Below are 20401 nucleotides of genomic sequence, written 5' to 3'. Positions count from 1 at the left end.
CGCCCCTAGAAATCGGAGAACACACCACATGACAACGACGTCAGCGACGTCGACGCGCGGTGGAGCGCGCGTCCACGTCCAGCGCTTCGGCACCTTCCTCTCGGGAATGGTCATGCCGAACATCGCGGCCTTCATCGCCTGGGGCTTCATCACGGCCCTCTTCATCCAGACCGGATGGCTCCCCCTCCTCGGCATCGACGCCACCTGGGTCCAGCAGTTCGGCGGCTGGAGCACGGATCCCGACGTCGTCAACACCGGCCTCGTCGCCCCGATGATCACCTACCTCCTCCCGCTCCTCATCGCGAACACCGGCGGCCGCATGGTCTACGGCGCCCGCGGAGGCGTGGTCGGCACCATCGCGACCATGGGCGTCATCGTCGGCGCCGGCATCCCGATGTTCATCGGCGCCATGATCATGGGCCCGCTGTCGGCGTGGCTCATGAAGAAGGTCGACTCGATCTGGGACGGCAAGATCAAGCCCGGCTTCGAGATGCTGGTCAACAACTTCTCCGCCGGAATCCTCGGCCTCCTCCTCGCGCTCCTCGCCTTCGCGGGCGTCGCGCCGCTCGTGGTCGGCCTCTCGACCGCCCTCGGCGCGGGCGTGGAGTTCCTGGTCAACGCGGGTCTGCTCCCGCTGACCTCGCTCTTCATCGAGCCGGCGAAGATCCTCTTCCTCAACAACGCCATCAACCACGGCATCCTCACGCCGCTGGGCGTGCAGCAGGCGGAGGAGGCGGGCAAGTCCTACCTCTTCCTCCTCGAGGCCAACCCCGGCCCCGGCATGGGCGTGCTCCTGGCGTTCGCGTTCTTCGGCGTCGGCGCGGCCCGCGCCTCGGCTCCCGGCGCGGCGATCATCCACTTCATCGGCGGCATCCACGAGATCTACTTCCCGTACGTGCTGATGAAGCCGGCGCTGCTCGCAGCCGTCATCCTCGGCGGTGCGACCGGTGTCGCGACGAACGTCGCGTTCAACTCCGGCCTCCGCGCCCCCGCCTCGCCCGGCTCGATCATCGCGGTGCTCCTGCAGACCGCGAACGACAGCTTCCTCGGCGTCATCCTCTCTGTGATCCTCGCGACCGCCGTGTCGTTCCTGGTGGCCTCGGTCATCATCCGGTCCGGCCGCAAGCGCGACCTGGCCGCGGAGCAGGAGGGCGACGACAAGCTCGCCGCCGCCGTCGCCGCCAACGAGGCGAACAAGGGCAAGGAGAGCGCCGTCGGCTCGCTCATCAACGCCCGCGGCGCCAACGCTCCGCAGGACTCGGCCGGCGCCTCGACCGCGGGAGCCACGGCCACCGCGACCCAGGTCCGGAACATCGTCTTCGCCTGCGACGCCGGCATGGGCTCGTCCGCGATGGGCGCCTCTGTTTTGCGGAACAAGATGAAGAAGGCGGGCTTCGAGGACGTCACGGTCACCAACAAGGCGATCGCCGCTCTCGAGGACGACGTGGACCTGGTCATCACCCAGGCCGAGCTCACGGAGCGCGCCCGCCAGCGCACCCCGGGCGCCATCCACGTCTCCGTGGACAACTTCATGAACAGCCCGAAGTACGACGAGGTCGTCTCGCTGGTCGCGGAGCAGCACGGCAAGTAGTACGCCAACCATTCGGAGGGAACCCGTAGGGTGCGACAGAGCGGACACGCTCCGCTCGCCCCTGCGGGTTCCCTCGCTGTCAGCACCTCCACGGAAGGACGCACCCCATGAGCGACGTGCTCACCATCGGACAGATCGACGCCTCCGGCACCGCCACCACGAAGGAGGCCGCCATCAAGGAGGCCGCCGACATGCTGGTCGGCGTCGGCGCGGTCACCCCCGCCTACTACGAGGCCATGCTCGCCCGCGAGGCGACCGTCTCGACCTACATGGGCAACCTGCTCGCCATCCCGCACGGCACCAACGACGCGAAGGACGAGATCCGCTCCTCCGCCCTCTCGTTCGTGCGCTACGCGCAGCCGATCGACTGGGACGGCAACGAGGTGCGCTTCGTCGTCGGCATCGCCGGCGTCGACAACGAGCACCTCGAGATCCTCTCCAAGATCGCGATCATCTTCTCGGAGGAGGACGAGGTGCAGAAGCTCCTCGACGCCCCGGACGCGCAGTCGCTCTACAGCCTGCTGGGCGAGGTCAACTCCTGATGCCCACCGCCGTCCACTTCGGCGCCGGCAACATCGGCCGCGGCTTCGTCGGCCTGATCCTGCACGGCGCCGGCTACGAGCTCGTCTTCGCCGACGTCAACTCCGAGCTGATCGGCCGCCTCGCCGCCGCCGACAGCTACGAGGTGCACGAGGTGGGGGAGGAGGCGGCCACGCACGTCGTCGACCGCTTCCGCGCGATCGACTCGGCCGCCGACGAGGAGGCGCTCGTCCGCGAGATCGCCGCCGCCGACATCGTCACCACGGCCGTCGGCCCGAACATCCTGCGCTTCGTCGCCCCCGTGATCGCGAAGGGCCTCGCCGCCCGCGACGAGTCGGCGCCGCGGCTGGCGGTCATGGCCTGCGAGAACGCGATCAACGCCACGCGCCTCCTGCAGACCGAGGTCGCCGCGAACCTCGGCGCGGACGAGTGGGAGCGCCTGCGCACCCGCGCCGTCTTCGCCGACACCGCGGTAGACCGCATCGTCCCGAACCAGGAACCGGGCCAGGGCCTGGACGTGACAGTGGAGAGCTTCTTCGAGTGGGTCGTCGACCGCACTCCGTTCGAGGGCACCGAGCCGGAGATCCCGGGCGCGACCTGGGTCGACGACCTCGAGCCCTTCATCGAGCGGAAGCTCTTCACGGTGAACACCGGCCACGCGACGGCCGCCTACACCGGCTTCGCGGCCGGAGCGCACAAGCTCTCCGACGCGCTGGCGATGCCCGAGGTGCACGACGCGGTCAAGGCCGCGCTCGAGGACACCAAGGCGCTCATCGTGGCCAAGCACGGCTTCAGCGACGAGGAGCAGCAGGCCTACCTCGAGAAGACGCTGAAGCGCTTCGCCAACCCGTACCTGACCGACACGGTCGACCGGGTGGGACGCCAGCCGCTGCGGAAGCTGTCGCGGCACGAGCGCTTCATCGGACCGGCGGCCGAGCTCGCCGAGCGCGGGCGCACGCCGGAGGGCCTGCTCGCCGCGATCGGCGCCGCGCTGCGCTTCGACGTGCCCGAGGACCCCCAGAGCGTGGAGCTCCACGAGAAGCTGGCCGCGCTCACCCCGGAGGAGTTCGTGGCGGAGGTCACCGGCCTCACGGCCGAGCATCCGCTCTTCGACCGGGTCGTGGCGGTCGTCCGCGGCTAGTCCCGTGGCCGCACGACGGTGAACGACGACGAGGTCCCCTGCTTCCCGCGGGGGACCTCGTCGTCGTCTGCGGCGGCTCGGGCGGAGCGCTAGAACAGCCGCCAGCGCGTGAGCGGCCAGGCCACGGCGAAGACGCGTCCGGTGACCCTGTCGATCGGCACGGTCTTCACGCATGTGTCGATCGGCCCGCCGGCGCCGCGGCACTCGCCGAGCGAGTCGTTGGAGTTCGACCGGTGGTCGCCCAGGACGAAGAGGGAGCCCTCGGGGACGGTGTACTCGTCGAAGCAGCGGAGGGACGCGGGGCTCGTCGTGCAGTCGAGGGTCCCGGGGGTGAAGGGGAAGTCCTCGAACACGTAGGACTCGTCCAGCGGCTTCCCGTCGACCAGCACGTGCCCCTCGGCGTCGCAGCAGGAGACGGTGTGGCCCCCCTCGGCGATCAGTCTCTTGACGAGGAACTCCTCGTGGGAGGGGCCGATGCTGGTGACGTCGCCGAAGGTCTTCACGATCTCGGAGAGGGGGCTGCCGGCCTCGTCGCTCGCGCCCCAGTCGGCGTCGCGCGAGAAGACGACGATCTGCCCCTCCTCCGGCCCGCCCTGGAGGGCGAGGGTGCGGTCGACCAGGATGCGGTCGCCGAAGAACCCTCCGCCCTGGAGGGTGTTCTCCATCGAGCCGGTCGGCACCGTGTACACCTTCACGAAGAAGGTCTGCACCAGGGCGATGACCGCGATCGCCGCCAGGATCGTCACCACCGGGTGCGAGTACCAGCTCCGCCTCGCGGTCGCGGACCTCGTCGTGCGCGCCATGTGCTCTCCCTCCGGCTCGACGGAGCCAGCCTAGGCGGCGGCGGACGCAGGGCCGGGCAGGGGGCGCGCGTCGGGCGCGGAGGCGGAGGAGGGGGCGACACGCCCGAGGTGGCGGAGCGGCCGCGATTCGCGTAGCATCGACCCTTGGTGTTTTGCGCGTGCTCCGGCATGCCCGCGAACCCCGATCCGGGCTCTCGCCCGGTGGTGGCTCGTCGCGGAAACATTCGCACGACCAGTACACACACTACTTCCGAACGACAGTGAGGCTATGGCCAAAAAAGACGGTGTCATCGAAATCGAAGGTGCGGTTGTCGAGGCGCTCCCCAACGCGATGTTCCGCGTGGAGCTGACCAACGGACACAAAGTTCTCGCCCATATCTCGGGCAAGATGCGTCAGCACTACATCCGGATCCTCCCCGAGGACCGGGTGATCGTGGAGCTGAGCCCCTACGACCTGACCCGCGGCCGGATCGTCTACCGCTACAAGTAGACGTTCGCTCCGCTGACGTTCGCGACGTGCGTGTCCTGTAAGGAACGGCCCCGGCATCCGCCGGGAGCACGACGCCAGCGAAAACAAGGACAAGAACAATGAAGGTCAACCCCAGCGTCAAGCGCATCTGCGACCACTGCAAGATCATCCGCCGCCACGGCAACGTGATGGTCATCTGCAGCAGCAACCCCCGCCACAAGCAGCGCCAGGGCTAGTCCCGCTGCTTCCGCGAGGGAGCGCAGGGGCGGCGTGCCGCCCCACTGCACAACTGAACACACCCGCAGCACCAGAAATCGCGCAGCACCCCGGCGACCCCGGGGTGGACGGCGAGGACACCTTCGGTCGGAGGCCGAGGCACCGGTGCTGCTTCACACCTCCACTCACTCACAGGAGAAGCCACAATGGCACGTCTGGCAGGAGTAGACATCCCGCGCGAGAAGCGCGTGGAGGTCGCACTGACCTACATCTACGGTGTCGGCCGCACTCGCGCGCTCAAGACCCTGAGCGACACCGGGATCGACGGCAACATCCGCGTCAAGGACCTCAGCGACGACCAGCTCGTCTCGCTCCGCGACTACATCGAGGGCAACTACAAGGTGGAGGGCGACCTCCGCCGCGAGGTCGCCGCCGACATCCGCCGCAAGGTCGAGATCGGCTCGTACGAGGGCCTCCGCCACCGTCGCGGCCTCCCGGTCCGTGGACAGCGCACCAAGACGAACGCGCGCACCCGCAAGGGACCCAAGCGCACCGTCGCCGGCAAGAAGAAGGCCGGCCGCAAGTAACGCGGGCGACACGGACCTAGAGGAGATACAGAATTGGCTACCCCCAAGTCGGCCGCGCGCAAGCCGCGCCGCAAGGAGAAGAAGAACATCGCTGTGGGCCAGGCCCACATCAAGTCGACGTTCAACAACACCATCGTCTCGATCACCGACCCCTCCGGGGCCGTCATCAGCTGGGCCTCGTCCGGTGGAGTCGGCTTCAAGGGCTCGCGCAAGTCGACGCCGTTCGCCGCCCAGCTCGCCGCCGAGTCGGCCGCGCGCCAGGCTCAGGAGCACGGCATGAAGAAGGTGGACGTCTTCGTGAAGGGCCCCGGCTCGGGTCGTGAGACCGCGATCCGCTCGCTCCAGGCCGCAGGCCTCGAGGTCGGCTCGATCAACGACGTCACCCCGCAGGCGCACAACGGCTGCCGCCCGCCCAAGCGTCGTCGCGTCTAAGCAGCACTCGCAGCCGTCGGCCGGCCGCACGAACCGCCTCCGGGCGGGGAGTGCGGCCGGCCGGCGGATCGCGCATTTCTTTCACAACTCCACACCTCGCAAACGCACGTGTCATATAGCGGACACGTGATCGAAAGGAATCATCAGTGCTTATCGCACAGCGTCCGACGCTCACCGAGGAGAACATCTCGGAGTTCCGTTCCCGCTTCGTCATCGAGCCCCTCGAGCCCGGCTTCGGCTACACGCTCGGCAACTCGCTGCGTCGCACCCTGCTGTCCTCCATCCCCGGCGCCGCTGTCACCAGCATCCGGATCGACGGAGTCCTGCACGAGTTCACGACCGTCCCGGGCGTCCGCGAGGACGTCACCGAGATCATCCTGAACATCAAGGGACTCGTCGTCTCCTCCGAGCACGACGAGCCGATCACCGCCTACCTGCGCAAGCAGGGAGCCGGCCAGGTCACCGCCGCGGACATCTCGGCTCCGGCCGGTGTCGAGATCCACAACCCGGAGCTCGTCATCGCCACGCTGAACGACAAGGCGAAGTTCGAGCTCGAGCTCACGATCGAGCGCGGCCGCGGCTACGTCTCGGCGACTCAGAACCGCAGCGAGTTCTCCGAGGCCGGCCAGATCCCGGTCGACTCGATCTACTCGCCCGTGCTGAAGGTCACCTACCGCGTCGAGGCCACCCGTGCCGGCGAGCGCACCGACTTCGACCGCCTGGTCGTGGACGTGGAGACGAAGGCCGCGATCTCGCCGCGCGACGCCATCGCCTCCGCCGGACGCACGCTGACCGAGCTGTTCGGTCTCGCCCGCGAGCTGAACAACGCGGCCGAGGGCATCGAGATCGGCCCCGCGCCGGTCGACGCGGTCCTCTCGACCGAGCTGTCCATGCCCATCGAGGACCTCGACCTCTCGGTGCGCAGCTACAACTGCCTCAAGCGCGAGGGCATCAACAACGTCAATGAGCTCGTCGCCCTCTCGGAGACGCAGCTCATGAACATCCGCAACTTCGGTCAGAAGTCGGTGGATGAGGTCAAGGAGAAGCTGACGGAGCTCGGCCTGTCGCTCAAGGACTCGGTCCCCGGGTTCGACGGCGCCCACTTCTACAGCTACGACGACGAGAGCATCTAGGTCCTCCGCTCCGGAGCCCCGGCTCCTCGCGTCCGACCTGCTGACACCCCTTTAGTACTGGAGTAAACCCATGCCCAAGCCCACCAAGGGCCCCCGCCTCGGAGGCGGACCCGCACACGAGCGCCTGCTGCTGGCGAACCTGGCCGCGGCCCTGTTCACGCACAAGAGCATCAAGACGACCGAGACCAAGGCCAAGCGCCTTCGTCCGCTCGCCGAGCGCCTGGTGACCTTCGCCAAGCGCGGCGACCTGCACGCCCGCCGTCGCGTCCTCGCGACGATCGGCGACAAGTCGGTCGTCCACGAGCTCTTCACCGAGATCGCTCCGCTCGTCGCCGAGCGCGAGGGCGGCTACACCCGCATCACCAAGATCGGCCCCCGCAAGGGAGACAACGCGCCCATGGCCGTGATCGAGCTCGTCCTCGAGCCCGTCACGCCCAAGGCGAAGAAGTCGCGCACCGCCACGGCGCCCGTGTCCGCTCCGGTGGACGAGGCCCCCGCCGAGGAGACGACTGCCGAGGAGACCCCCGTCGAGGAGGCGCCCGTGCAGGACGCTCCCGTCGAGGACGCCGCACAGGACGCTCCTGTCGAGGAGACCGGCGCGACCAAGTAGTCACGCCCCCTCTGCCGAGAGCCCTCCGTCCCCTCCGGGGCGGGGGGCTCTCGTCGTTCCACGGGGCCGAGTGGCGCGAATCGTCGCTTACGATGGCACGGCTGCGCTCGTCGGGTGCGGCCGCGTCACGACCGGCGCCCGGGGTCCGCCCCGACGATCCTCGGAGGACTCCTGTGCGACTGCGCTCCTCGGCCGCTGCGGCGCTCCTCGCCCTGGCACTCGCGGGCGGAGTGAGCGGCTGCGCCTCCGGCGAGGTGATCGACGTGCCGGAGTCGGCGGGTCTCGCGAGCACGCCCCCGGTGCCGTCGCCCGCACCGACCGTGCCCTCCGTGCCGTCGAGCGAGGGCGTGGACTGCGCGACCGCTCTCCCCGCCTCCCTGGTCGAGCAGGAGGCCGGCTCGACGGCGGGCACCGTGTCGATCGCCGCCGCGGGAGACACGTGCTCCTACGCCGTCGACGGCGGCGACCCGGTCGTCGTGCTGACGCTGCACCGCGGGCCCCTCGTCGAGACCTTCACCGGTGCGGGCGAGGCGCTCGGCGCCGCGCCGGTCTCGCTGGGCACGGCCGCCTACGGGGTGCAGGGCATCGCCTCCGCCCCCTCCGAGCTGGCCGTGCTCGCAGGCGGCTGGGAGGCGCGGATCGTCTCCTCGGTCGGCGAGCAGTCGACGCTGGTCGGCTAGGCGGTCTCGGCCCTGGCGGCCGTCGACGTCCCGCTCGCGGTCGCCTGAGCCGCGACCACGGCGCGCTCTAGACTCGTCTGATGCTCCACCGCGTCCGCCTCGACCTGGCCTACGACGGCTCGCACTTCTCCGGGTGGGCCAAGCAGCCCGGCCTCCGCACCGTGCAGGGGGTGCTCGAGGAGTCGCTCGCCCTGGTGCTGCGCTCCGAGCAGCACCCGACCGTGACGGTCGCCGGGCGCACCGACGTCGGCGTGCACGCCAGCGCCCAGGTCGCCCACGTCGACCTCACCCCCGAGCAGTGGGGCCGCATCAGCACCGGCCGGCGCCGACCGGGGGAGGAGCCGTTCCCGCCCGCGTCGATCCTGGAGCGGCGGCTCCGCGGGATCCTCGGGCAGTACACCGACGTCTCGGTGCACCGGGTGACGGAGGCGCCGGAGGGGTTCGACGCGCGGTTCTCGGCGCGCTGGCGGCGGTACGAGTACCGGCTGGCCGACGCCTCCTCGATGCGCCACCCGCTCGACCGCACGTACACCACCTGGATCACCGACTCCCTCGACCTCGACGCGATGTCGGCCGCGGCCCGCTCGCTCCTGGGCCTGCACGACTACGCGTCGTTCTGCCGTGCCCGCGCAGGGGCCACCACCATCCGGAGCCTGCTCGACTTCACCTGGGAGCGAGACGCCGACGGAGTCCTGCACGCCCACCTGCGCGCGGACGCCTTCTGCCACAGCATGGTGCGGGCCCTCGTGGGGGCGTGCGTCGCGGTCGGCGCCGGGAAGCTCGAGGCGGGGGCGGTCCCGCTGCTCCGGGACGCCGCCCGACGGACCAACGCGTTCGCGGTGATGCCGGCCCGCGGCCTCATCCTCCGCGAGGTCGACTACCCCGAGGACGACGCACTCGCCGAGCGGGCCCTGCTCACCCGGGCGAAGCGCACCGTGCGGACCGAGGGGCCGGACCCGGAGGACTCGGAGTGAGGCGAGGGCGCGCGACCGCGCCCCGCGACCCGTGGCGGCTCGGGTCGCACCTCCCGCCGCCGGAGCCCCTGCCGCCACGATCCGTGCTTGGCCGCACGGGGGCTTTGCTGTAATGTCGACCCTTGGTGTTTTCGGCCGTGTGCCGAGCGCCCGAAGTTGAGCCCTCCACCGGATCGGTTCGGCCCCCTCGCGGGTCGAACGGCCACGGAGCGGGATCCACGAACACCTCACTCCGACCAGAAAGCAGCACTCACGTGACTCGCACTTTTTCTCCGAAGCCGGCTGACGTCCAGCACGACTGGATCGTCATCGACGCCTCCGACGTCGTGCTCGGCCGTCTCGCCACCCACGCCGCGGCGCTCCTGCGCGGCAAGCACAAGGCCACCTTCGCGCCGCACATGGACATGGGCGACTTCGTCATCATCGTCAACGCGGAGAAGGTCGCCCTCACCGGCCAGAAGCTCCTCCAGAAGAAGGCCTACCGCCACTCCGGCTACCCGGGCGGCCTCTCGGCCACCACGTACGCCGAGCTCCTCGAGAAGAACCCGGTCCGCGCCGTCGAGAAGGCCATCCGCGGCATGCTCCCCAAGAACTCCCTCGGCCGCGCCCAGCTGCGCAAGCTGAAGGTCTACACGGGATCCGAGCACCCCCACGCGGCCCAGCAGCCGCAGGCGTACGCCTTCACCCAGGTCGCCCAGTAGGCTCCGGCCCTCCCCGACACCCCAGACTTCGAAGACAAAGGATCACCTACACCGTGGCGAAGATCGCAGACCAGATCGACGTGGCTCCCGAGAGCTACTCCACCGAAAGCCCGGCCACCGAGGCGTCCACGACGCCCCGCGCCGTCCTCAACGTCTCCGGCGCAGCCGTGGGCCGACGCAAGCAGGCCATCGCCCGCGTGCGCCTCGTCCCCGGCAACGGCGGCATGACCGTCAACGCCCGCGAGTTCGCGGAGTACTTCCCCAACAAGCTGCACCAGCAGCTGATCACCGACCCCTTCAAGGTGCTCGACCTGATCGGCTCCTACGACGTGGTCGCCAAGATCACCGGCGGCGGCCCCTCCGGTCAGGCCGGCGCGCTGCGCCTCGCCATCGCCCGTGCACTCAACGAGATCGACCGCGAGAACAACCGCGCGATCCTGAAGAAGGCGGGCTTCCTGACCCGCGACGCCCGCGTCATCGAGCGCAAGAAGGCCGGTCTCAAGAAGGCCCGCAAGGCGTCCCAGTTCTCGAAGCGCTAGTCGACGCGGCCTGACGGCCGCACGACCAGCAGCTCGAGAAGGGACTGCGCACCATGCCGCGCCTGTTCGGAACAGACGGCGTCCGTGGCCTCGCGAATCGCGAGGTCACGGCCGACCTGGCTCTCGGCCTCGCCCAGGCGGCCGCCCGTGTACTCGGAGCGGCCGCCCGGGCAGAGGGCCGTCGGCCCGTCGCCGTGCTCGCCCGCGACCCCCGCATCTCCGGTCAGTTCATCGGAGCCGCGGTCGCGGCGGGTCTCGCGAGCGCGGGAGTCGACGTGCTCGACGCCGGCGTCATCCCGACGCCCGCCACCGCCTACCTCATCGCCGACGAGAACGCCGACTTCGGCGTGATGATCTCGGCCTCGCACAACCCCGCCGCCGACAACGGCATCAAGTTCTTCGCCGCCGGCGGACGCAAGCTCCCGGACGAGCTCGAGAACCGCATCGAAGCGGCCCTCGGAGTCCCCCCGCTCACGCCGACCGGAGCCGACGTCGGCCGCATCACCCGCTTCTCCGACGCGGAGGACCGCTACGTCCTCCACCTGCTCGGATCCCTCGAGGGCACCCGTCTCGACGGCCTGCACGTGGTCATCGACTGCGCGCACGGCGCCGCCGCCGGTATCTCGCCCCAGGTGTTCACCGACGCCGGAGCGACCGTCACCGTCATCGGCAACGACCCCGACGGCCTCAACATCAACGACGGAGTGGGCTCCACCCACCTCGACAACGTCGCCGCCGCCGTCCGCGCGGCCGGCGCCGACATCGGCATCGCCCACGACGGCGACGCCGACCGCTGCCTCGCGGTGGACGCCGAAGGCCGCATCGTCGACGGCGACCAGATCATGGCGATCCTCGCGACAGCCATGGCCCGCCGCGGCGCCCTCCGCGACGACGTCCTCGTGGCCACCGTCATGAGCAACCTCGGCCTCAAGCTCGCCATGCGCGACGCCGGCATCCGCGTGATCGAGACCGCGGTCGGCGACCGCTACGTCCTCGAGGCGATGAACGACGGCGGCTACTCGCTCGGCGGGGAGCAGTCCGGCCACGTCATCATGAGCCGGTACGCCACCACCGGCGACGGCGTGCTCACCGGCCTCCAGCTCGCGGCCGAGATGGCCCGGACCGGACGCACGATCGCCGACCTGGCCGCCGTCATGTCCGTCTTCCCGCAGACCCTCCTCAACGTGCGCGGCGTCGACCGCGAGGGCGTCCGCGACGACGAGGTCATCGCCTCCGCCGTCGCCGACGCCACCGCCGAGCTCGGCAGCGATGGCCGCGTGCTCCTGCGCCCCTCCGGCACCGAGCCGATGGTGCGCGTCATGGTCGAGGCGAAGACGCAGGAGACGGCCGACCGCCTCGCCGAATCGCTCGCCGCGGTCGTGCTCGAGCGGCTGCGCTCTTAAGGAGCCGCTCCCTGCGCGGCTCCTCGCGGTCGGCCTGGAGAGGTGGTCGCGATGGGTGGAGCGGGGTGCGTTCGCCGCGCGGGAATCGCTTGGCACGCGATTCCCACGACGGCTCGTGGGTTGGGCCGCTCCCTGCGCGGCTCCTCGCGGTCGGCTTCGCGAGGTGGTTGCGATGGGTGGAGCGGGGCGCGTTCGCCGCGGGTGAATCGCTTGGCACGCGATTCCCACGACGGCTGTGTTCGTTACGGGGGCCGCTCCCTGCGCGGCCCTTCGCGGTCGGCTTCGGGAGGTGGTTGCGATGGCTGGAGCGGGGCGCGTTCGCCGCGGGTGAATCGCTTGGCACGCGATTCCCACGACGGCTCGTAGGTTGGGCCGCTCCCTGCGCGGCTCCTCGCGGTCGGCTTGGCGAGGTGGTCACGATGGGTGGAGCGGGTCGCGTTCGCCGCGCGTGAATCGCTTGGCACGCGATTCCCGCCGACGGCTCGTGGGTGGTGCCGAGCCTGCACCGATCCTGCGGTGGAAGGGTTCGGTGAGGTCGGTGGCTGCGCGGTGCGCGCGGCGGCGAACAGCGACCGGGGGCGCGGTCAGATCTTGCGGAGGAGGACCGAGGAGACCGTGTGGTCGGCCTGCTTGCGGAGGACCAGGCTCGCGCGGGAGCGGGTGGGGCGCACGTTCTGCAGCAGGTTCGGCTCGTTGATCGCGGCCCAGATGCTCCGCGCGCGCTCGCGGGCCTCATCCGGGCTGAGCGCCGCGTAGCGGTGGAAGTAGGAGTTCGGATTCGCGAACGCGCCCTGCTGCAGGGTGAGGAAGCGCTCCTCGTACCAGCGCGCGATGTCGCTGGTCCGGGCGTCGACGTAGACGGTGAAGTCGAACAGGTCGCTGACCGCCAGGCCGTGACCGGGCACCGGCGGCTGCAGCACGTTCAGGCCCTCGACGATCAGCACGTCCGGCCGCCGCACGACGATCTCGGCGTCGGGGACGATGTCGTAGGAGAGGTGCGAGTAGAACGGCGCGCGCACCTCCGCGGCCCCGCCCTTCACCTCCGAGACGAAGCGCAGCAGCGCCCGCCGGTCGTACGACTCGGGGAAGCCCTTGCGGCTCATCAGACCGCGGCGCTCCAGCTCGCGGTTGGGCAGCAGGAAGCCGTCGGTGGTCACCAGCTCGACGCGGGGCGTGTCCTCCCAGCGGGCGAGCAGCTCCCGCAGCAGGCGCGCGATCGTCGACTTGCCCACCGCGACCGACCCCGCGACGCCGATCACGAACGGAGTCGGCTGCGCGCGCTCCCCGAGGAACGTGCTCGTCGCGCGGTGCAGGTGCCGCGCGCCACCGGCGTACAGGCTCAGCAGGCGCGAGAGCGGCAGGTAGACCTCCGCGACCTCGGTGAGGCTCAGCCGGTCGCCCAGCCCCCGCAGCTGCACGACCTCGGTCTCCGACAGCGGCAACTCCGTGGTGCGGGCGAGCTCGGCCCAGTCGGAGCGGACGATCTCGACGAAGGGGGAGGGGTGCGCGTCGCGTGCGGGATCGCGAGGAGACGACGGCATGGGGACCGATCCTAGCGTCCGCCCCGCCGGGTGCCCGACGCCGCGGGAGGCGCCTCCGCGCCGCTTAGAATCGAGCGCATGTGTGGAATCGTTGGATACGTCGGTGAGCGCGACAGCCTGGCCGTGCTGCTCGGGGGCCTGAAGCGTCTGGAGTACCGCGGCTACGACTCGGCCGGCGTGGCCGTGATCGACGCCGACGGGCAGCTCGACAGCCGCAAGCGCTCGGGCAAGCTCAGCGTCCTGGTCGACGACCTCGAGGCGCACCCGCTGGCCGAGGGCACCACGGGCATCGGCCACACCCGCTGGGCGACGCACGGCGGCCCGACCGACCGCAACGCCCACCCCCACCTCGCGGACGAGGGCAGGCTCGCCGTCATCCACAACGGCATCATCGAGAACTTCCAGCCGCTCAAGGAGCAGCTGCTCGCCGAGGGCGCCGTCTTCGAGAGCGAGACCGACACCGAGGTCGCCGCGCACCTGATCGCCCGCGAGTACCGCCGCACCGGCGACCTCGTGCTCGCCTTCCAGGCCGTCGTCGCGCACCTCGAGGGCGCGTTCACCCTGCTCGCCCTGCACCAGGACCAGCCCGGCGTGGTCGTCGGCGCGCGCCGCAACTCGCCGCTCGTGATCGGCCTGGGCGACGGGGAGAACTTCCTCGGCTCCGACGTCGCGGCGTTCGTCGAGTTCACCCGCCGCGCGGTCGCCATCGGCCAGGACCAGATCGTCACGATCACCCCGGAGCTCGTCACGGTGACCGACTTCTTCGGCAACCCCGTCGAGACCGAGCCGTTCGAGATCGCCTGGGACGCGTCGGCGTCCGAGAAGGGCGGCTGGTCGAGCTTCATGGCGAAGGAGATCACCGAGGGCCCCGAGGCCGTCGCGAACACGCTCCGCGGCCGCATCCACGAGGGCGCGATCACGCTGCCCGAGCTCGACGCGCTCGGTCCGGTGCTGACGGAGATCGACCGCATCACGATCATCGCCTGCGGCACGGCCGCCTACTCGGGCATGGTCGCCAAGTACGCGATCGAGAAATGGGCGCGCGTCCCCGTCGAGGTCGAGCTCAGCCACGAGTTCCGCTACCGCGACCCGGTGCTCACCCCGCGCACCCTCGTCGTCTCGATCAGCCAGTCCGGTGAGACGATGGACACGCTGATGGCGGTCAAGTACGCCCGCGAGCACGGCGCCAAGACGCTCTCGGTCTGCAACACCCAGGGCGCGACGATCCCACGCGAGTCGGACGCCGTGCTCTACACGCACGCGGGACCGGAGGTGGCGGTCGCCTCGACCAAGGCCTTCGTCGCCCAGATCGCGGCGCTCTACCTCTTCGGGCTGCACCTGGCCGCGGTGCGCGGTGCCGCCTCCACCGAGCTCGTCGCCTCGCAGGCGGCGCAGCTCGCCGCGATCCCGGAGAAGCTCTCCCGCGTGCTCGACGCCTCCGACGACATCGCCCAGCTGGCCGGCTGGATGGCCGACACCCGTGCGGTGCTGTTCCTCGGCCGCCACGTCGGCTACCCGGTGGCGCTCGAGGGCGCGCTGAAGCTCAAGGAGCTCGCCTACATCCACGCCGAGGGCTTCGCGGCGGGCGAGCTCAAGCACGGCCCGATCGCACTGATCGAGCCTGGCCAGGTCGTCTTCGTGATCGTGCCGAGCCCGAGCGAGTCGTACGAGCTGCAGCGCAAGGTGATCTCGAACATCCAGGAGATCAAGGCCCGCGGCGCCCGCGTCATCGCGATCGCGGAGCAGGGCGACACGGCCGCGATCCAGATCGCCGACGAGGTCGTGCCGATCCCGCTCGCCGACCCGCTGTTCGAGCCGCTGCTCGCCGTCACCCCGTTGCAGATGTTCGCGATGGAGCTCGCCGCCGCCAAGGGCCTCGACGTCGACCAGCCGCGCAATCTCGCCAAGTCGGTCACGGTCGAGTGATCGAGCCGTGATCGTGGGGATCGGGGTGGACGTCGTGGACCTCGCGCGCTTCGAGCGCTCGCTGACGCGCACGCCCCGGCTCCGCGACCGGCTGTTCGCCGAGAGCGAACGCTCGCTCCCCGTCGCCTCGCTGGCGGGCCGCTTCGCCGCCAAGGAGGCGCTGATCAAGGCGCTCGGCGACTCCGTGGGCGCCCGCTGGCACGACATGGTCGTCGAGCGGGACGAGCACGGGAATCCGTCCTTCGCGCTGCACGGCCCGGCCCGGGCGGCCGCGGAGGCGCGCGGGATCACGCGCGTGCACCTCTCGATGACGCACGACGCGGGCGTGGCCTGCGCGTTCGTGGTGGCAGAGTCGTGAGCGTCCCCGCGTCGTACCGAGAGGCGGTGATCGACGTCGACGCGATGGCGGCGAACGCCGCGCGTCTGCGCGAGCTCACCGGCGCCCGCCGGCTGATGGCCGTCGTCAAGGCCAACGGCTACGGGCACGGCGCCCTGGCCGCGGCGCAGGCGGCGCTCGACGGCGGCGCGGACGCCCTCGGCACCGCTGAGCTGCGGGAGGCCGTGGCCCTGCGCGAGGCAGGCGTCGTCGCTCCGATCCTCTGCTGGCTGCACGACCCCGGCGAGGACTTCGACGCGGCGCTCGAGCACTCGATCGACGTCGCCGTCTCCTCGGTCGACCAGCTCGACACGCTCGCGCAGTCGGCGGAGGACCGCGGCGTGCGCGCGGCCGTGCAGCTCAAGGTCGACACGGGCCTCAGCCGCAACGGCGCCGCGGAGGAGGAGTGGCCGCACCTGGCGGAGTCGCTCGCCCGTCACAGCGCTCGCGGCACCGTCCACCTCACCGGGCTGTTCTCGCACCTGTCCAACACCTCGCGCGAGGACGACCTCGCCCAGCTCGCGCTCCTCCGCCGCGCCGAGGCCGTGCTGGCCGCGCACGGGGTGCAGGCGCCGGTCCTGCACCTCGCGGCGACGGCGGCGGCGCTGCGCCTCCCGGAAGCACGCCTCGACATGGTGCGCAGCGGCATCGCCCTCTACGGACTCTCGCCGTTCGAGGACGAGACCTCGCTCCAGCTCGGGCTCGTCCCGGCGATGACGCTCCAGGGCCGCGTCGCCGGCGTCCGCCGGGTGCCCCACGGGACCGGCGTGAGCTACGACTACACCTGGCGGGCCGAGGGCGGGACGACCCTCGCGCTCGTGCCGTTCGGCTACGCGGACGGCATCCCGCGGAGCGCCTCCGGCGTCGCGGAGGTCTCGATCGGCGGCCGCCGCCACCGGATCGCCGGGCGGGTCGCGATGGACCAGTTCGTCGTCGACGTGGGGGATGCGAGCGTCGCGACGGGCGACCCGGTGACGCTCTGGGGCGACCCGACGACCGGCGTCCCCTCGGTAGACGAGTGGGCGCGGTGGTGCGGCACCATCAACTACGAGCTGGTCACCCGGCTCGGGCCGCGGGTCCAGCGGCGGCTGCTGAGCGCGGCGGACGGCCGTGCCTGAGCGCTCCTGGTTCGCGGACCGCGTCGTCGAGGTCGCCGATCCGGAGGCCATGGCGGAGCTCGGCCGCGAGCTCGGCCGAGTGCTGCGCGCCGGCGACCTGCTGGTGCTGACCGGGCCGCTCGGCGCGGGCAAGACGACCTTCACGCGCGGGCTCGGCGAGGGCCTCGACGTGCGGGGTACCGTGACGAGCCCCACCTTCGTGATCGCGCGGACGCACCCGCCGCTGCACGACGGGCCGCCGCTCGTGCACGTCGACGCCTATCGCGTGGGCTCGCCGGTCGAGCTCGACGACCTCGACCTCGATTCGGCGCGCTCGGTGGTCGTCGTGGAGTGGGGGGCCGGGATGCTGGACGGCGTCGCGGAGTCCTGGCTCGACGTGGTCATCGAGCGGCCGACCGCCGGCTCCGACGCCGAGGAGGGCGAGGAGCCGATCGAGCCGCGGACCGTCCGCTTCCGCGGCACCGGCTGGAGCTGAGCCCGCGGGTACCCTGGACGCGTGCTCCTCGCGATCGACACCTCCTCCGGAACCTCCGTCGCCGTCGTCGACTCCGCGGGCGCCGTGCGCTCGGAGCGCACCGAGACCGACACCATGCGCCACGCGGAGGTGGTCGGCCGGCTGATCCAGGAGGCGCTCGAGGCGGCCGACGTGGCTCCCGGGGGCATCGAGGCGGTCGCCGTGGGCATGGGCCCCGGCCCCTTCACCGGCCTCCGGGTCGGGATCGCCGCCGCCCGGGCCTTCGCGCTCGGCCGCGGCGTCCCCACCCTCCCCGTGGTCTCGCACGACGCGATCGCTCTCGCCGCGCTGAGGCACGGGCGCGCCGCGGGCTTCCTCGTCGTCACCGACGCCCGCCGCCGAGAGCTGTACTGGAGCGCCTACGACGGGCTCGACGATCAGGGGCTCCCCGTCCGCCTCGCCGGCCCGGGCCTGGACAAGCCGCCGGCCCTCCCGCATCCGGAGCTCCCGCGCCTGGAGGCCGAGTCTGTCTCCGCCGGCGAGCTCGGAGTCGTGGCCGCCCGCCTGCGCGCGGCCGGTCGGCCCGGTGCCGCGGACGAGCCCCTCTACCTCCGCTCGCCCGACGTCACGCTGTCCGCCGGCCCCAAGCGGGTGACCGCATGAGCGAGGCCGTGCTCCGCGACGCGCAGGCGGACGACCTCGACGCTGTCATGGCGATCGAGGAGTCCGAGTTCGCCGGCGACGCCTGGTCGCGCGGGATGATGGCGGAGGAGATCCGGAGCCGTCACACCCGGTACCTGGTCGCCGAGCAGGACGGCGAGGTGGTCGGCTACGCCGGGCTCCTCTGCCCCGTCGGCGCCCACGAGGGCGACGTGCAGACGATCGCGGTCGTCGCCCGGGTCCGCCGCACCGGCCTCGGCCGCCGCCTGCTGCGCACGCTCCTCGAGGCGGCCGGCGAACGCGGCGCCCGCGAGGTCTTCCTCGAGGTCCGCGCCGACAACCCCGCCGCGCAGACCCTCTACCGCTCGGAGGGCTTCGAGGAGATCGGCGTCCGCCCCGCCTACTACCAGCCCGACGGAGTGGACGCGATCGTGATGCGCCGGCCGCCGACCCCGACCCAGGAGACCCCGTGAGCACCGGACCCCTCGTCCTCGGCATCGAGACCAGCTGCGACGAGACGGGGATCGGCATCGTCCGCGGCACGACGCTGCTCTCGAACACCATCGCCTCCTCGATGGAGGAGCACGCCCGCTACGGCGGCGTCGTGCCCGAGGTGGCCGCCCGGGCGCACCTGGAGGCGCTCGAGCCCGCCCTGCACGCGGCGCTCTCCGAGGCCGGTGTCGCGCTCGGCGACCTGGACGCGATCGCGGTCACCAGCGGACCGGGGCTCTCGGGCGCCCTCATGGTCGGCGTCGGAGCGGCGAAGGCGCTCGCCGTCTCGCTCGGCCTGCCGCTCTACGCCGTGAACCACCTCGTCGGACACGTGGGAGCCGACGTCCTCCGGGCCGACGGCAGCGAGGGCAGCCCCGTCGAGGTGCCGACGATCGCGCTGCTGGTCTCGGGCGGGCACACCTCGCTCCTGCACGTGCGCGATCTGGTGTCGGACGTCGAGCTGCTCGGCGAGACCATCGACGATGCCGCCGGCGAGGCCTTCGACAAGGTGGCGCGAGTCCTGGGCCTGCCCTATCCGGGCGGACCGCAGATCGACCGGGTGGCGGCGGACGGGGACCCGAAGGCGATCCGCTTCCCCCGCGGGCTCAGCCTGCCGAAGGACCTCGAGCGCCACCGCTACGACTTCTCGTTCTCAGGGCTGAAGACCGCGGTCGCCCGCTGGGTCGAGAAGCGCCAGGACGCGGGGGAGGAGGTGCCCGTGGCCGACGTCGCGGCGAGCTTCCGCGAGGCGGTCGCCGACGTCCTGCTCACGAAGGCGCTCGCCGCCTGCCGCGACCGGGGCGTGCCGCGCCTCCTGCTCGGCGGCGGCGTGGTCGCCAACGCCCGGGTGCGCGCGCTGGCGGAGGAGCGGTGCGCGGCCGCGGGAGTGACCCTCCGGATCCCGGCGCTCTCGCTCTGCACCGACAACGGCGCGATGATCGCCGCACTGGCGGCGCAGCTGATCGAGGCGGGGCATCCGCCGTCGGGGCTCGGCTTCGGGGCCGACTCGACCCTCCCGGTCACCGAGATCCAGGTCCGCTGAGGCCTCTACCGGGCGGCGGCCGGGCCGCGCAAGCGCCGTCCAGCTTTTTGACAGGCGGATCGTGCCACTGCCACTCTTGGCCGCATCCGCTCGTTCCTGACCCTGGGGGATTCCATGACCACTCCGTACACGCCCGCGTCCGACCGCTACAACATCCTGGCGATCATCGGCTTCATCGCCTCGTTCTTCGTCTCCATCGTGGGCATCGTGCTGGGCTTCATCGCCCTGTCGCAGATCAAGCGCACGGGGGAGAAGGGCCGCGGCCTCGCCCTCGCCGCCGTCATCATCGGCTTCGTCGCGATCATCATCACCATCATCTCGTTCGTCGCGCTCTTCTCGATCGCGGCGACCATGCCCTCGACCGGGTACTGATCGACACGCCTCCGAGGCTCGGGGGCGCCCGCACCACCAGGAGGACACCGTGACCGACGACACCGCGCCCGGACCGCAGACCGGACCGGCGCCCGCGCCGTTCGCCCCTCCGCTCGGCGAGCCGTCGGCGGCCTACCCGCCGCCGACGGCCGCCGCCGATCCCTACCCCGGTCTCCCGCCCCGCCGCCCGCCGATGAATCCGCTCGCGGTCGCGGCTCTGGTGTGCGGACTGCTGGGGCTGGCGCCCGCCGCCATCGTCCTCGGCCACATCGGCTTCGCCCAGGCCCGACGCTCCGGACAGCGCGGCCGCGGTCTCGCGGTCGCCGGCTTCGTGCTGGGCTACCTCGCGATCGTCCTCGCGGTGATCGCCTACCTCGCCTGGACGGCCTTCGTCGGCGACTTGCGCGACGGCGGCTACCTGCCCGCGTGAGCGGACGGAACCCCTCCGCCGCCGCCCGGGTGCTGGCTAGACTCGCGCCATGAGCGACGACAGCACCCGTCCCGGCCCCGGCTCCGACGAGCAGCACGGCTCCGTCCCGGTCCCGCCGGGAGGCCGTGGCCTACCATGGCCGGATGCGACGCGACGAGCTGGTCGAGCTCC

25 protein-coding genes are annotated in these 20401 nt (G+C 71.6%); 23 read left to right on the top strand and 2 right to left on the bottom strand.

What is annotated here, in order from left to right; genetic code table 11:
• The first annotated feature begins 28 nt into the window (after positions 1-28).
• From C5B95_RS16410 to C5B95_RS16400, 3 genes are all read left to right on the top strand, one after another.
• Entirely contained in the window at positions 29-1591 is a 1563-nt protein-coding gene (locus C5B95_RS16410; RefSeq protein WP_104224995.1) for a PTS mannitol transporter subunit IICB, read from the top strand.
• 107 nt (positions 1592-1698) lie between these two features.
• Positions 1699-2133, top strand: a complete 435-nt coding sequence (locus C5B95_RS16405) for a PTS sugar transporter subunit IIA (protein ID WP_104224996.1) — start codon at positions 1699-1701, stop codon at positions 2131-2133.
• On the top strand, positions 2133-3272 hold the full coding sequence (locus tag C5B95_RS16400; protein ID WP_104234150.1) for a mannitol-1-phosphate 5-dehydrogenase: 1140 nt from the start codon (positions 2133-2135) through the stop codon (positions 3270-3272). The genes C5B95_RS16405 and C5B95_RS16400 overlap by 1 nt, the downstream gene beginning before the upstream one ends.
• Before the next feature lie 89 nt (positions 3273-3361).
• Here C5B95_RS16400 and lepB read toward each other — a convergent pair whose 3' ends face one another.
• On the bottom strand, positions 3362-4075 hold the full coding sequence (lepB, locus tag C5B95_RS16395; protein WP_104224998.1) for a signal peptidase I: 714 nt from the start codon (positions 4073-4075) through the stop codon (positions 3362-3364).
• 268 nt (positions 4076-4343) lie between these two features.
• Here lepB and infA point away from each other — a divergent pair, with 268 nt between their 5' ends.
• The 11 genes from infA to glmM all read left to right on the top strand — a co-directional run bounded on the left by infA (position 4344) and on the right by glmM (position 11819).
• A complete protein-coding gene (gene infA, locus C5B95_RS16390) occupies positions 4344-4565 on the top strand; it encodes a translation initiation factor IF-1 (protein WP_022883252.1) in 222 nt (73 codons plus the stop codon).
• Between the two features lie 98 nt (positions 4566-4663).
• On the top strand, positions 4664-4780 hold the full coding sequence (gene rpmJ / locus C5B95_RS16385; protein WP_055787164.1) for a 50S ribosomal protein L36: 117 nt from the start codon (positions 4664-4666) through the stop codon (positions 4778-4780).
• A gap of 186 nt (positions 4781-4966) precedes the next feature.
• Positions 4967-5347 (top strand): 30S ribosomal protein S13, encoded by a 381-nt coding sequence (rpsM, locus tag C5B95_RS16380; protein ID WP_068251511.1) that lies wholly within the window; start codon positions 4967-4969, stop codon positions 5345-5347.
• Positions 5348-5380: 33 nt separating this feature from the next.
• On the top strand, positions 5381-5779 hold the full coding sequence (gene rpsK, locus C5B95_RS16375) for a 30S ribosomal protein S11 (protein ID WP_055787170.1): 399 nt from the start codon (positions 5381-5383) through the stop codon (positions 5777-5779).
• A 146-nt stretch (positions 5780-5925) separates the two neighbouring features.
• Positions 5926-6912, top strand: a complete 987-nt coding sequence (locus tag C5B95_RS16370; RefSeq protein ID WP_104224999.1) for a DNA-directed RNA polymerase subunit alpha — start codon at positions 5926-5928, stop codon at positions 6910-6912.
• A 70-nt stretch (positions 6913-6982) separates the two neighbouring features.
• The gene (gene rplQ, locus C5B95_RS16365) at positions 6983-7522 is read left to right on the top strand and encodes a 50S ribosomal protein L17 (protein WP_104225000.1); all 540 of its coding nucleotides are present in this window, start codon (positions 6983-6985) and stop codon (positions 7520-7522) included.
• A 173-nt stretch (positions 7523-7695) separates the two neighbouring features.
• On the top strand, positions 7696-8202 hold the full coding sequence (locus tag C5B95_RS16360; RefSeq protein ID WP_104349642.1) for a hypothetical protein: 507 nt from the start codon (positions 7696-7698) through the stop codon (positions 8200-8202).
• Between the two features lie 80 nt (positions 8203-8282).
• The gene (locus C5B95_RS16355) at positions 8283-9176 is read left to right on the top strand and encodes a tRNA pseudouridine(38-40) synthase TruA (protein WP_104256576.1); all 894 of its coding nucleotides are present in this window, start codon (positions 8283-8285) and stop codon (positions 9174-9176) included.
• Positions 9177-9430: 254 nt separating this feature from the next.
• On the top strand, positions 9431-9877 hold the full coding sequence (rplM, locus tag C5B95_RS16350; RefSeq protein ID WP_104225003.1) for a 50S ribosomal protein L13: 447 nt from the start codon (positions 9431-9433) through the stop codon (positions 9875-9877).
• A 53-nt stretch (positions 9878-9930) separates the two neighbouring features.
• Positions 9931-10416 carry a 30S ribosomal protein S9 gene (gene rpsI / locus C5B95_RS16345; RefSeq protein ID WP_104225004.1) on the top strand — a complete coding sequence of 162 codons (486 nt, stop codon included), beginning with the start codon at positions 9931-9933 and terminating at the stop codon, positions 10414-10416.
• 53 nt (positions 10417-10469) lie between these two features.
• The gene (gene glmM / locus C5B95_RS16340) at positions 10470-11819 is read left to right on the top strand and encodes a phosphoglucosamine mutase (protein ID WP_104267795.1); all 1350 of its coding nucleotides are present in this window, start codon (positions 10470-10472) and stop codon (positions 11817-11819) included.
• Between the two features lie 584 nt (positions 11820-12403).
• Here the strand turns inward: glmM and coaA are convergent.
• On the bottom strand, positions 12404-13360 hold the full coding sequence (gene coaA / locus C5B95_RS16335; RefSeq protein ID WP_104234153.1) for a type I pantothenate kinase: 957 nt from the start codon (positions 13358-13360) through the stop codon (positions 12404-12406).
• A gap of 78 nt (positions 13361-13438) precedes the next feature.
• Between coaA and glmS the strand changes: the two genes are divergently transcribed.
• The 9 genes from glmS (at position 13439) to C5B95_RS16290 (ending at position 20230) form a co-directional block, all read left to right on the top strand.
• Positions 13439-15286 carry a glutamine--fructose-6-phosphate transaminase (isomerizing) gene (gene glmS / locus C5B95_RS16330; protein ID WP_104227413.1) on the top strand — a complete coding sequence of 616 codons (1848 nt, stop codon included), beginning with the start codon at positions 13439-13441 and terminating at the stop codon, positions 15284-15286.
• Between the two features lie 7 nt (positions 15287-15293).
• Positions 15294-15644 (top strand): holo-ACP synthase, encoded by a 351-nt coding sequence (locus C5B95_RS16325; RefSeq protein WP_104225009.1) that lies wholly within the window; start codon positions 15294-15296, stop codon positions 15642-15644.
• Between the two features lie 26 nt (positions 15645-15670).
• A complete protein-coding gene (gene alr, locus C5B95_RS16320; RefSeq protein WP_258060057.1) occupies positions 15671-16780 on the top strand; it encodes an alanine racemase in 1110 nt (369 codons plus the stop codon).
• Between the two features lie 49 nt (positions 16781-16829).
• Positions 16830-17255 (top strand): tRNA (adenosine(37)-N6)-threonylcarbamoyltransferase complex ATPase subunit type 1 TsaE, encoded by a 426-nt coding sequence (gene tsaE / locus C5B95_RS16315; RefSeq protein WP_104349643.1) that lies wholly within the window; start codon positions 16830-16832, stop codon positions 17253-17255.
• 21 nt (positions 17256-17276) lie between these two features.
• Positions 17277-17897, top strand: coding sequence for a tRNA (adenosine(37)-N6)-threonylcarbamoyltransferase complex dimerization subunit type 1 TsaB (gene tsaB / locus C5B95_RS16310; protein WP_104225011.1), 621 nt, complete (start codon positions 17277-17279; stop codon positions 17895-17897).
• Positions 17894-18367: a ribosomal protein S18-alanine N-acetyltransferase gene (gene rimI, locus C5B95_RS16305; RefSeq protein ID WP_104349641.1), complete on the top strand. Its 474-nt coding sequence runs from the start codon at positions 17894-17896 to the stop codon at positions 18365-18367. The genes tsaB and rimI overlap by 4 nt, the downstream gene beginning before the upstream one ends.
• Positions 18364-19428, top strand: coding sequence for a tRNA (adenosine(37)-N6)-threonylcarbamoyltransferase complex transferase subunit TsaD (gene tsaD, locus C5B95_RS16300; protein WP_104225013.1), 1065 nt, complete (start codon positions 18364-18366; stop codon positions 19426-19428). Before rimI ends, tsaD begins: the two co-directional genes overlap by 4 nt.
• Before the next feature lie 114 nt (positions 19429-19542).
• Positions 19543-19800, top strand: a complete 258-nt coding sequence (locus tag C5B95_RS16295) for a DUF4190 domain-containing protein (RefSeq protein WP_104225014.1) — start codon at positions 19543-19545, stop codon at positions 19798-19800.
• A 49-nt stretch (positions 19801-19849) separates the two neighbouring features.
• A complete protein-coding gene (locus C5B95_RS16290; RefSeq protein ID WP_104234159.1) occupies positions 19850-20230 on the top strand; it encodes a DUF4190 domain-containing protein in 381 nt (126 codons plus the stop codon).
• The last annotated feature ends 171 nt before the right edge of the window (positions 20231-20401 follow it).

Source organism: Rathayibacter sp. AY1A7, assembly GCF_002930845.1.
In the GTDB taxonomy this organism is placed as follows: Bacteria; Actinomycetota; Actinomycetes; order Actinomycetales; family Microbacteriaceae; genus Rathayibacter.
This window is presented reverse-complemented; position numbering and strand designations above follow the sequence as displayed.